Below are 10,061 nucleotides of genomic sequence, written 5' to 3' on the forward strand. Positions count from 1 at the left end.
CTCTTCGCCGCGCTGCAGGTACGGCGCTACGTTGCGGTGGACATCTCGGCGGATTACTTGCGTGAATCGCTGGAGTTCCTGCAGCAGAAGCAACCCGCGATCGACATGCTCGGTGTCGGGCTCGACTTCTCGCAGCGCCTGACGCTGCCGCCGGAAGTCGGTGGCGGGCCGCGCACCTTGTTCTATCCCGGCTCCAGCATCGGCAATTTCACGCCCGAGGAAGCGCTCGATTTTCTGCGACGTGCACATGCCGAGTGCAACGGCGGTGCGCTGCTGATCGGTGTCGACCTGCTGAAGCCGGTCGACGTCCTCGAAGCCGCGTACGACGATCCGCTGGGCGTGACGGCAGCGTTCAACCGCAACCTGCTGCTGCACCTGAACCGCCTGGCCGCAACCGATTTCCGCATCCGTGACTGGCGCCACGTCGCCTTCTTCAACGCTGCCCACTCGCGCATCGAAATGCATCTCGAAGCCGTCCGCGAGACCGTCGTGCACTGGCACGAGGGCGAGCGGCGATTCGCCGCCGGCGAGCGCATGCACACCGAGAATTCCTACAAGTGGCGTGTCGACGACTTCGCGGCCCTGCTCCAACGTGCGGGCTTCTCGCGGCTGCGGCATTGGACCGACGCGCGCAAGTGGTTTGCCGTCTTTTCGGCTGCCTGCTGACAGCGGTGCTCAAGCGGCGCAGCTGCGAAACCCGCCATGCACGTCGTTGCGCTCCGGCGTGAAGAAGTTGCGGTAGCGCGGATGCGCCATGCGCGGCGACGTCGCCCGGCTCGCCCCGCGCAGCACGTAGCGGTCGCCGAACCAGGGCGCGGAATAATCGCGATACGGATGGGCGACGAATCCCGCAAAAGGCTCGAAGCGGCTCGCCGTCCATTCCCACACCTCGCCCCACCGGAACTCGGGCTGCGTCACTGCGGCGATTTCCCATTCGGCTTCGGTCGGCAACCGTCGTCCGGCCCAGCGACACCAGGCGTCGGCTTCGGCCCACGTGACGTGTGTCGCCGCGGCATCGAGCGGCAGCGGTTGCCATTTCCCGAAGCGCTGCTGTTCCCAGACGGCTTCGCGCCTGCGGACGTAGCGCGGTGGTTCGGCGCCGGTGGCGTCCAGAAACGGCAGATAGCGCCCCCAGCTCACGACATCCGCATCGATCTCGAAGGCGGTCACGTCGACGCGGTGTGCAGGAAGCTCGTTGTCGAACCCGAAGCCGCCGCCGCTGTAACCCAGCGTCCAGCTCTGCGCGGGCACAGTGAGAACGGATGTGGCGGATTGCCGCTGCGGTGTGGCGAGGAGCGAACCGGGCAAGGGGATGCTGAGCGCCTGCGCCATGTAGATTGCAGCCTCCGTGTGCATGTCCTCGTGAAACAGCACGAGGCGGAAGAAGTACAGATGGTCGTCGGTCTCGGGGGTGGTGGAAAGCAGCGCCAGCGTCTCCGCCAGTGCGTCCGCGAGATAGCCGCGCGTGCCCACCAGTCCGGGCAGCGGCAGCTGCCAGCGCGTGGCGTGCGCGACGCGACTGGAGTTGTAGAGATCGTCGGCCTGCAGGAGCCGACCGTTGGGTCGCGCGTGGTCGGGATCGCAGTCGACGCCGCGTGCGCGTTCCCGGTTGCGCGCGATCCAGTAGTCCTGGAACCAGCCGACGTGCCCGGCCTCCCACAGCGGCGGATTAAGTTGTTCCGAGTACGGTACCTGCAGCGCGCGGCCGAGTGCATCGACATAGGCATCGAGCAGCGAGAGCGTGCGCGCCCGGCTCTCGCGCAGCGCATCCGCGAGCACTTCGCGCCCGCCGGTGCGTGCGCTGTCGGCAGGACGAATGGGGAGGCCGGGATTCGGTTGCATCGGTGTCGCCCGAGAGTATGCCCCAAGTCGTCATCGTGAGCCCCGCGCTGCGCGCGGACAACAACGGCAACTGGCAGACGGCGCGGCGCTGGCAGCAGCACCTCTCGGACCGGTTCACCGTCCGCCTCGGCACGACGTGGCCGGATGCGAACGCCGGTCGCGACGCGGTGATGATCGCGCTGCACGCTCGGCGCTCGGCGGATGCGATTGCCGCCTGGAGCGCTGCGCATCCGGGATACGGCCTCGGCGTGGTGCTGACCGGTACCGACCTGTATCGGGACGTCGCGACCGACCCGGCGGCGCGGCGTTCCCTCGCGCTCGCGCAACAGCTGGTCGTGCTGCAGGAACGCGGGCCGCTGGCGCTGCCTGACGAGGTGCGCAGCAAGGCGCGGGTCATCGTCCAGTCGACCACCGCACGGCGCGTGCTGCCGAAATCGACGCAGCGGCTGCGCGCGCTGATGGTCGGCCACCTGCGCGAAGAAAAGTCCCCGGAGACGTTCTTTGCCGCGGCCCGCCTGCTCGCCGCACACCGCGACATCCATCTCGACCACGTCGGGCAGTCGCTCGACGCGGCGCTCGGCGCAGCGGCGCGTGCCACGATGGCGGCCGCGCCCAACTATCGCTGGCTCGGCGGCCTGCCGCACGAAGTGGTGCGCCGGCGCATCCAGTACGCGCATCTGCTCGTCCACGCGAGCCGCATGGAGGGCGGCGCGCACGTCGTCATGGAAGCGGTGGCAAGCGGCACGCCGGTGCTCGCCTCGCGCATCGAGGGCAACGTCGGCATGCTGGGCGCGGGCTACGCGGGCTATTTCCCGTGGGGCGATGCAGGGGCGCTCGCCGCGCTGATCCTGCGCTGTCATGCGAATCGCGGGTGCGGCGCCGACGATCTCTTCCAGCAGTTGACCGAACAGTGCGGCGCGCGTGCGCCGCTCTTCGAGCCACGCACCGAACGAGCGTCGGTTCTCGCGCTCGTCGAGGCGCTGCTCGTCGCGCCCTGACGTTCACGCATCCTGCGGAAAACACGCCGCCCGCATCGAGACCCCGGCCCGATCAGGGGTCCTGCGGAATCACCGCGTGGCCGGGCCAGCGATCACGCGTGCCGGCGACATCGTCGCTCGCGCGGTGAAGCATCCGATACAGCACCGGCAGCACGAGCAGGTCAAGAGCGTCGACGAGAGGATGCCGCCGATCACCACGGTGGCGAGCGGCCGCTGCACTTCGGCACCGGTCCCGGTGGCGATCGCCATCGGGACGAAGCCGAGCGAGGCAACCAGCGCCGTCATCAGCACCGGGCGCAGCCGTGACATCGCGCCTTCGCGGATGGCGTCGTCGAGCGATCGACCTTGTTCGCGCAGCGCGCGGATGAAGGCGATCATCACCAGCCCGTTCAGCACGCCACGCCTGACAGGGCGATGAAGCCGACGCCTGCCGAAATGGAAAGCGGAATGTCGCGCAGCCACAGCGCCAGGATGCCGCCGGTGAGGCGAACGGCACGCCGGTGAAGACGAGCAGTCCGTCCTTGATGTTGCCGAACATGGCGAAGAGCAGCATGAAGACGAGCAGCAGCGCGACGGGTACCACGATCGTGAGCCGCCGCGACGCCGACTGCAGCTGTTCGAAGGTGCCGCCCCACGTGATCCAGTAACCGCTCGGCACGCTGATCTCTCCATCGAGCCGCGCCTGCGCTTGGCCACGAAGGAGCCGATGTCGCGGCCGTGCACGTTGGCCGTCACCACCACGCGCCACTTGGCGTTCTCGCGGCTGATCTGGTTGGGGCCCGGCGCCACTTCGATGCTGGCCACGTCGGCGAGCCGCACGTAGGGCGTCTGGCCCGCGCCGCTCGCCACCAGCAGCCGGATCGGGATCCGCCGCATCGCATCCAGGTCGGTGCGCAGTAGCGGACGCTGCAGTCGCGTCATGTCTGTTCCTCGCGAAAGAACGGAAAGCCGCCGCAACAGCGTCGGCGGTCAGCCAGGGGTGCTAGCGGAGAGCAAACGCGGCGCGAGCGCCGGTCGCGTTACGCGCGGGACAAGGGAGGGCGATCGATGCAGTCGGCGCCCAGACCCGCGAGCGGGACGGGCTGCGTCGGCAGATAGCGCGTCGCCGCCGGTTCGGCGAGCGCCAAGAACGTGGACGAGACGACGCCGGGATTCAGGACCAGATGACAGAAGCCATGCGCGACGGCGCATTGCACGCAGGTCGAGCCGTCGTCGGCGGGCGTGGAGGTGCCATCGTGCGTGAGATGGGAGATCTCCTCGCTCCCGGCCGCCTCGTGAGCGTGCAGCAGCTCGCCGGCCACCGCCCGCAGCGGCAGCCACAACAGCAGAAAGACGAGTGCGCAGCGGCGCAAAGAACTCATGGTGCCTCGACGAAAAAGGCGATTATCATTCCGCCTCTACATCCTGGCCGTCGCCGATGCCGAGCGCGCGCGGGACTCGTCCCTTTGCTGGCGCGCGAAATCGCTGCCAGACAACTCATCAGCGATGAGGGTTCCCTGCAATTCGACCGCCGTGGCCTGCCGGTCGAGCGAGCAGCCGATCCTCGCGGAGGTATCCCTTGCCTGACCACCCGACGAACATCGAAACCTCCCGCGTCGCCACTTCCGCAGCCGATCCCGTTTCGTCGCCGGGCCTGATCGAACTGCGCGACGCCTTGCGTCGCTTCTCTGCGGAACGGGACTGGGATCAGTTCCATACGCCGAAGAATCTCGCTTCTGCGCTGTGCGTCGAGGTTGCCGAACTGCTCGAACACTTCCAGTGGCTGACGGATGCGGAATCCGCGAACCTCGATACTGCGCAGCGCGCACAGGTACGCGAGGAAATCGCCGACGTGCTGCTCTACCTCGTGCGCCTGGCAGACCGGCTCGACGTCGATCTCATCGCGGCCGCCCGCGACAAGCTCGCGTTGAACGCCAGGAAATATCCCGTGGACAAGGCGCGCGGGAACCGACGCAAGTACACAGAGCTGTAGGTGACTGACTAAACCCGGCTGCGGGCGTTGTCGAACGGAAACAGGAATTCGGTGCTCCTGCCAATGGCGCGACTCGCCGAGACTCAAGCTCGTTCCGAAGGAGCAGGAAATCGCCAAGACAGCCTTGCATGAGATCGCCTAAAGCACCGTTGAACGCCGTCGTTCATCGCGGATACCAAAGCGCAATGGTTCCTGCTGCTGCCGGATTGCGAGCCAGCTCGGATGCCACGGGCCGATACACCTTTGCAATGAAAGGCGGTTTGTGGGCATCGAGGAACGCTTCTATCCTCGGCCACGTATTCACGAAGTTCTGTGCGAGTGCATGGAACGGCGCGTGTCCGACGACGATCAGCAGCCGAACCCGATGCCGAATGACAGCGGCCAGTTCGTTGGGCGTGTAGCGGATGCGCTCGTTGTGACTGATCGCAACCCGATCCTTGCTGCCGCAGTATTCCAGCCACTCCTCGTCCGGACCATCGGGAGGAAAGAGGTCGTGGTGCCGTTCGACGCGCAAGCCTGTGGCACTGAGGATCTCGGGAAAGCGCTTGCCCAGGTCTCGGTCTGTGAAGAAAACGCGCTTCAAGCCGCGCGCTCGTAGACTACCGCCTGTTCGATGTCTTCGATGGTGAGACCGTAGTCGCTAGCCAGTTCGGCCACCGTCTCCCCTGAATCGATGCGCTCAGCGATGACCCCGGTGGACACGCCGGCACGTAGTACGACTGGCCGCCCAAACGCGAGCTTCGGATCGATGGCAATAGGCCGACGCGCCGACTCGCCCGAAACGAACGGATACAGGCGCACCGGGAATTGCCATTCGTCCCAGTCCACGCGTTCGAGGTGTTCTTCGAATAGCTTGCGCATCGCCAACTGCCCTGACGCCGAGAGATCGATGAGCTCACCATACTTCTCCAGGAACAGCCTGCCGGCGTCGGTGCGCAGGTCTTTGCGCAACAAGAGCCGGTCAATTTTCTCGGCCCGTTCAGCAAAGCTCACGGCCTCTCGAACTGCCTTGATGGATACTCCATGCTCTGTCCGGAGTGACCGCAACACATGGGCTTCGATCAAATTCCAGAACGTCAGCAACAGCGGCTGCTTCTTCGGCGGGTGAATGAGCGGGCGAGAGTGTGCCACCACCCCGTCCGCTTTCGGATAAGCACGCCCGACTACCCACGAACGCAGCGTCGCGACCGGCAGCTTCAGGTAGCGAGCCGCCTCGGCCAAACCGTAAGCGGGCTGGTCCCGAAGCTCAATCTTCTGGTTGCGTCCGTCGGCTTTCATTCGCCTCACGACGTTGGTAGCGGGGACTGGACAAGCCATCAAAAGTGTTCTGCATGATGGAAGCAGGTGCTGCGACCGTCAAGCGTCCCCGGCGCGGAAAGTCACGGCTTATCTGGTGGAGGCCGTGTGCACCTGAGGACCGGAGTTGGACACCTACCCAACCAAGGATCACTTGCTCGAAATCTCTGTGTGCTCATGACCGGGCTTGAACTCCTGCTCCTGCTGCTGTTTGCCGCGGCAGGCTGGGCGTGGTGGGCCCTCCTGGAAGCCCGTGAGGCCGCGGTGAAGGCAGCCCGCGCCGCATGCAGGCTGGAGGAACTGCTGCTTCTCGACGATACGGTGGCGGTGGAATCGATGTGGCCGGTACGGGACGGCGAGGGCCGGCTGAGGCTGCGGCGGGTGTACGGATTCGAATACAGCGACACCGGCAACAACCGTCGCAAGGGCGCCATCGCCATGGTCGGTCGCTCGGTCCTGTCGATTCATCTCGACTCACAGCCACAGGCGTGATGTCCCGAGCAGCGTCGCGAGAATGACAGCAGGGGACCGAGGGCGACTGGCTACTCCCGGACGCAGCGCTTTGGACGGACCCCGCAGTCCCTGCCTTCAGGAGAGCGCGAGCACTGCCCCCGCTGCGCGCTGACCCGCGTTCAGGAATTCGAGCCCTTCCTGGCGCCGGCCCTGCCCCCAGTGCATCGCCGCCGGGCTGAACGTATGCCAGTAGAGGACGTTCTTTCCCGTGAAGATGCCCGAATCAAGAAGCTCTCCCAGCTTGGCGACCACCTTCGACGTGTAGGTCGTGTCGAGCCGAATGCCTTCGTCCGCCTCGAACGAGGCCATCAATTCCTCGGCGCGACCGAGTGGGACGCCGTAGCCGTGGTCGAACGGACTGTCGACCAGAGTAATGTCGCTCGCGTGGACTCGCCCCGATGCGCCAACGCGCGCCAGCACGCCGTTCGCGAGCCGTGCGATGGCGCGTCGGTGGCAGACGACGCGGTCAACGCAGCGCACGCCGATGAGCCGTACGTCGAGTCCCGCGAGTCGGAAGCCGGCGGTGAGCCCGGCCATCGTGCCGCAGGTGCCGGCACCGACCACGATCGCGTCGGGCTGCGGAATCTCGCCTGCGCGTACCTGCTCCGCGAGTTCCAGCGCCGCGTTCAGATGTCCGAGCGCCCCGGTCACGCTCGACCCGCCGGGTGCACACCAGAACGCGTCAGCGGACGTGGCAAGCTTGAGTGCTGCGACGCTTGCCGCGCCGACGGCACCGCGCCGTCCTGCATGCAGAGAGAGGCTTGCACCGGCCGCGGCACTGAAGTTCGCGTGGGTGTCGATTTGGTGGCTGCGTACCGGAACGAAGTGCTCGACCTCGACGTCGAGGCCGACGCGGGACGCCTGCGCCGCAAGGGCTGCGACGAAGTTGGAGCCGAGCGGAGCCACCGTGACGATTCGAGACGCCCCGCGCGCAAGCGCTTCGCCGAGTATGAACTCCAGGTTGCGCACCTTATTGCCCCCGTACAGGGTGGCCGTGCGATCCTCGCGCTTGATGAACAGCCGGTCGTGACCCCAACGTTTTCCCGCAACTGCGAGTCGGCCAACGGGGGTCCGTTCTGCGAGCTGCACCCATGGGATGGAGGTGGCAAGCTGGGGAAAGAACCGGAACAGCGCTGGCTGGGACATGGATCGCTCCTTTGAAGGTCCCGCGGCTGAACATCGATCCGCGTGCGACCATTCTCGGGAGACGGGCTTCTTGGGTCTGTGTCACGGTGCGCCGGCTTCTTGTGAAAAATTACCAAGCCACAAGAGACGACGGCAACGCCCTCGATCGACTCCATGGTGGTCCTTGCAGGGCGCTACGTCGACGAAGACGATGCGGGAGCATTTGCGCTCGCGGCGGCGTAAGGATCGACGTTCAGCGGGTGCAGTCGTTCGAGGCGAAGTACGCCCCGGACAACGTGTGTTACCTCAACGCGTGGTCCCTTTTGTCGACGCTCGCGAGGGGGAAGATCAGGCGCAGAGGCCTGAGTCACGTCGCGGTCTCGGCCCGCGGCGGGCGGACGATCCCGGTGCGCTACTCGATGTTCTGCACCTGCTCGCGCATCTGCTCGATCAGCACCTTGAGCTCGACGGCGGTCTTCGATACGGCGTCGTCCGCGGCTTTCGAGCCGAGGGTGTTGGCCTCGCGGTTGAGTTCCTGCATCAGGAAGTCGAGTCGCTTGCCGACGGTGCCGCCGCGCTCGAGGACGCGACGCACCTCGACGAGATGCGTGCCCAGGCGCGAGAGTTCTTCGTCGACGTCGCTGCGTGTCATGAAGAGCGTCAATTCCTGACGGATGCGATCGTCGTCGGCGCTGTTGATGGCTTCCCTGAGCCGCGTCGCGAGCTTCTCCTGGAAGGCGGCCAGCACCTGCGGCATGCGCGGTGCGACGGTGGCGACGAGCGTCTCCATCTGCGTCACGCGGTCGAGGAGGAAGGCCTTCAGGCGTTCCCCTTCACGCGTGCGGAAGGCATTGAAGTCGTCGAGCGCCGTGCGGGCGAGCGTGAGGCAGAGTTCGCGCATCGCATCGAGCGGCAGGACATTGGCGGCGAGCACCCCAGGCCAGCGCAGCACGTCGATGACCCGCAGTCCCTCGCTGTCGGGAAGCAGCGCCTGCACCTGGCGGTTGAGCGTGCCCAGGCGGCGTGTGAGCGCCTCGTTGATCTCCAGGTTCGATGCTGCCGCCGTTGCCTGGGTCCAGTTGAGGCGGCATTCGAGCTTGCCGCGCGACACCTTGCCGGCGAAGATCTCCCGCAGCGCCGGCTCGACGAACCGCAGCTCTTCCGGCATCCGCAGCTGGACGTCGAGAAAGCGGTGATTGACCGCCCGCAGTTCGAGATTGAGCACGCCTTCGGGCAGTTCGCGTGCGACGCTGGCATAGCCGGTCATGCTGTAGATCATCATCGCTCCCCGAATCGTTGTTCTCGGTCCTGCCGCTTTCCGTGCGGGTGCCCGCGCACCCGTGGCGGGGCGCGGAAAGATACCACATAATGTGCCCCCTCTCACGGGCGCCGCAAGCGGTGAAACGCGCGGGCAACGAGGCATGAAGCTCAGGATCTTTCAGGACAGCCGCATCGGGCGCCGGCACGGCAACCAGGATCGCACGGGGTTCGCCTATGCGGCGCACCGGGCACTCCTGGTCGTCGCCGACGGCATGGGCGGTCATCCGCGCGGCGAGCTTGCCGCCGAGATCGCGGTGGAGCACGTCCTCCGGCGTTTCGCGGACTGGGCGCGTGAAGACGGCCGGGATGCGGAAGGCATGCTGCGCGGGGCGCTCGACGAGGCACACCGCGGGATCCGCGAACGCGCGCGGGAGGACCGGCTGCCGGATTGGCCGCGCACGACGTGCACGGTCTGCGTCATTGTCGATGCGACGGCGACCTGGTGCCACGTCGGTGACTCGCGCCTGTATTTCGTGCGTGACGGTGAGGTGCTGGCCACGACGCGGGATCATTCGGGTGCGTGGCTTCTGGTCGAGCAAGGTCTCATCGACCCCGAGGAGGCGCGCGTGCACCCCGATCGCAACTTCGTCTACAACTGCCTGGGGGGCGATAGCGCTCCCGAGGTGGAGGTGTCGCCGGCGACGGCGCTCGTCCGTGGCGACCGGATACTGCTTTGCAGTGATGGCCTGTGGTCGCCGCTCACGAACGCCGAGATCGTCGCCGCCGTCGCCCGTGATCCGTCGCCGACCGGACTCGAACCGCTGCTGCGCGAGGCGGAGGAGCGGGCGGGCGTCTACGCGGACAACCTGAGCTACGTCGTCGTTGCCGTGGGCGACGAAGCAGACGAAGATGGGATCGAGATCGATACCCTGGCGCCGGGCGAGGCCGTCGTCTGCTGCGGACCGACGCCGCCCCTTTGAGCCCGACGCGCGCCGACGACGCCTGACATGACCATAGAACGCACTGCCGGCCGACGCCCCGACGAGCTGCGGCCC

At 66.7% G+C, this 10,061-nt stretch carries 11 protein-coding genes and 1 pseudogene; 5 read left to right on the plus strand and 7 right to left on the minus strand.

All coding sequences use genetic code 11. The annotated features are described in order from the left end of the window. On the plus strand, nucleotides 1-666 hold a 666-nt coding region (locus JNK68_16145; GenBank protein ID MBL8541875.1), incomplete at its 5' end, for an L-histidine N(alpha)-methyltransferase. Between the two features lie 9 nt (nucleotides 667-675). On the opposite strand, the gene JNK68_16150 is transcribed toward JNK68_16145, so the two are convergent. Further along, the gene (locus JNK68_16150; GenBank protein MBL8541876.1) at nucleotides 676-1,842 is read right to left on the minus strand and encodes an SUMF1/EgtB/PvdO family nonheme iron enzyme; all 1,167 of its coding nucleotides are present in this window, start codon (nucleotides 1,840-1,842) and stop codon (nucleotides 676-678) included. A 17-nt stretch (nucleotides 1,843-1,859) separates the two neighbouring features. Between JNK68_16150 and JNK68_16155 the strand changes: the two genes are divergently transcribed. After that, entirely contained in the window at nucleotides 1,860-2,840 is a 981-nt protein-coding gene (locus tag JNK68_16155; GenBank protein MBL8541877.1) for a TIGR04348 family glycosyltransferase, read from the plus strand. 52 nt (nucleotides 2,841-2,892) lie between these two features. Here JNK68_16155 and JNK68_16160 read toward each other — a convergent pair. Together JNK68_16160 and JNK68_16165 are read right to left on the minus strand one after the other, a co-directional pair. Further along, a pseudogene (locus tag JNK68_16160) lies at nucleotides 2,893-3,761 on the minus strand (efflux RND transporter permease subunit). 98 nt (nucleotides 3,762-3,859) lie between these two features. After that, nucleotides 3,860-4,201, minus strand: coding sequence for a hypothetical protein (locus JNK68_16165; GenBank protein ID MBL8541878.1), 342 nt, complete (start codon nucleotides 4,199-4,201; stop codon nucleotides 3,860-3,862). A 272-nt stretch (nucleotides 4,202-4,473) separates the two neighbouring features. On the opposite strand from JNK68_16165, the gene JNK68_16170 reads away from it, so the two are divergent. Further along, nucleotides 4,474-4,812: a nucleotide pyrophosphohydrolase gene (locus JNK68_16170; GenBank protein MBL8541879.1), complete on the plus strand. Its 339-nt coding sequence runs from the start codon at nucleotides 4,474-4,476 to the stop codon at nucleotides 4,810-4,812. A gap of 163 nt (nucleotides 4,813-4,975) precedes the next feature. On the opposite strand, the gene JNK68_16175 is transcribed toward JNK68_16170, so the two are convergent. Further along, on the minus strand, nucleotides 4,976-5,395 hold the full coding sequence (locus JNK68_16175) for a hypothetical protein (protein ID MBL8541880.1): 420 nt from the start codon (nucleotides 5,393-5,395) through the stop codon (nucleotides 4,976-4,978). Further along, the gene (locus tag JNK68_16180; protein MBL8541881.1) at nucleotides 5,392-6,090 is read right to left on the minus strand and encodes a DUF433 domain-containing protein; all 699 of its coding nucleotides are present in this window, start codon (nucleotides 6,088-6,090) and stop codon (nucleotides 5,392-5,394) included. Before JNK68_16180 ends, JNK68_16175 begins: the two co-directional genes overlap by 4 nt. A 195-nt stretch (nucleotides 6,091-6,285) precedes the next feature. Between JNK68_16180 and JNK68_16185 the strand changes: the two genes are divergently transcribed. Continuing rightward, nucleotides 6,286-6,600, plus strand: a complete 315-nt coding sequence (locus JNK68_16185; protein ID MBL8541882.1) for a DUF3301 domain-containing protein — start codon at nucleotides 6,286-6,288, stop codon at nucleotides 6,598-6,600. Nucleotides 6,601-6,696: 96 nt separating this feature from the next. On the opposite strand, the gene JNK68_16190 is transcribed toward JNK68_16185, so the two are convergent. Both JNK68_16190 and JNK68_16195 read right to left on the minus strand, forming a co-directional pair. Continuing rightward, nucleotides 6,697-7,767, minus strand: a complete 1,071-nt coding sequence (locus tag JNK68_16190; protein MBL8541883.1) for a pyridoxal-phosphate dependent enzyme — start codon at nucleotides 7,765-7,767, stop codon at nucleotides 6,697-6,699. Between the two features lie 391 nt (nucleotides 7,768-8,158). Next, nucleotides 8,159-9,025: a YicC family protein gene (locus JNK68_16195; GenBank protein MBL8541884.1), complete on the minus strand. Its 867-nt coding sequence runs from the start codon at nucleotides 9,023-9,025 to the stop codon at nucleotides 8,159-8,161. Nucleotides 9,026-9,167: 142 nt separating this feature from the next. On the opposite strand from JNK68_16195, the gene JNK68_16200 reads away from it, so the two are divergent. After that, the gene (locus JNK68_16200) at nucleotides 9,168-9,986 is read left to right on the plus strand and encodes a serine/threonine-protein phosphatase (protein ID MBL8541885.1); all 819 of its coding nucleotides are present in this window, start codon (nucleotides 9,168-9,170) and stop codon (nucleotides 9,984-9,986) included. Nucleotides 9,987-10,061 lie beyond the last annotated feature (75 nt).

It is taken from the genome of Betaproteobacteria bacterium (assembly GCA_016791345.1).
Taxonomy (GTDB): domain Bacteria; phylum Pseudomonadota; class Gammaproteobacteria; order Burkholderiales; family JAEUMW01; genus JAEUMW01.

What these genes read in the sequence shown, in the direction of transcription:
- JNK68_16150 (MBL8541876.1), bottom strand. Translation starts at nt 1,842, where the DNA reads ATGCAACCGAATCCCGGCCTCCCCATTCGTCCTGCCGACAGCGCACGC.
- JNK68_16155 (MBL8541877.1), top strand. Translation starts at nt 1,860, where the DNA reads ATGCCCCAAGTCGTCATCGTGAGCCCCGCGCTGCGCGCGGACAACAAC.
- JNK68_16165 (MBL8541878.1), bottom strand. Translation starts at nt 4,201, where the DNA reads ATGAGTTCTTTGCGCCGCTGCGCACTCGTCTTTCTGCTGTTGTGGCTG.
- JNK68_16180 (MBL8541881.1), bottom strand. Translation starts at nt 6,090, where the DNA reads ATGAAAGCCGACGGACGCAACCAGAAGATTGAGCTTCGGGACCAGCCC.
- JNK68_16185 (MBL8541882.1), top strand. Translation starts at nt 6,286, where the DNA reads ATGACCGGGCTTGAACTCCTGCTCCTGCTGCTGTTTGCCGCGGCAGGC.
- JNK68_16190 (MBL8541883.1), bottom strand. Translation starts at nt 7,767, where the DNA reads ATGTCCCAGCCAGCGCTGTTCCGGTTCTTTCCCCAGCTTGCCACCTCC.
- JNK68_16195 (MBL8541884.1), bottom strand. Translation starts at nt 9,025, where the DNA reads ATGATCTACAGCATGACCGGCTATGCCAGCGTCGCACGCGAACTGCCC.
- JNK68_16200 (MBL8541885.1), top strand. Translation starts at nt 9,168, where the DNA reads ATGAAGCTCAGGATCTTTCAGGACAGCCGCATCGGGCGCCGGCACGGC.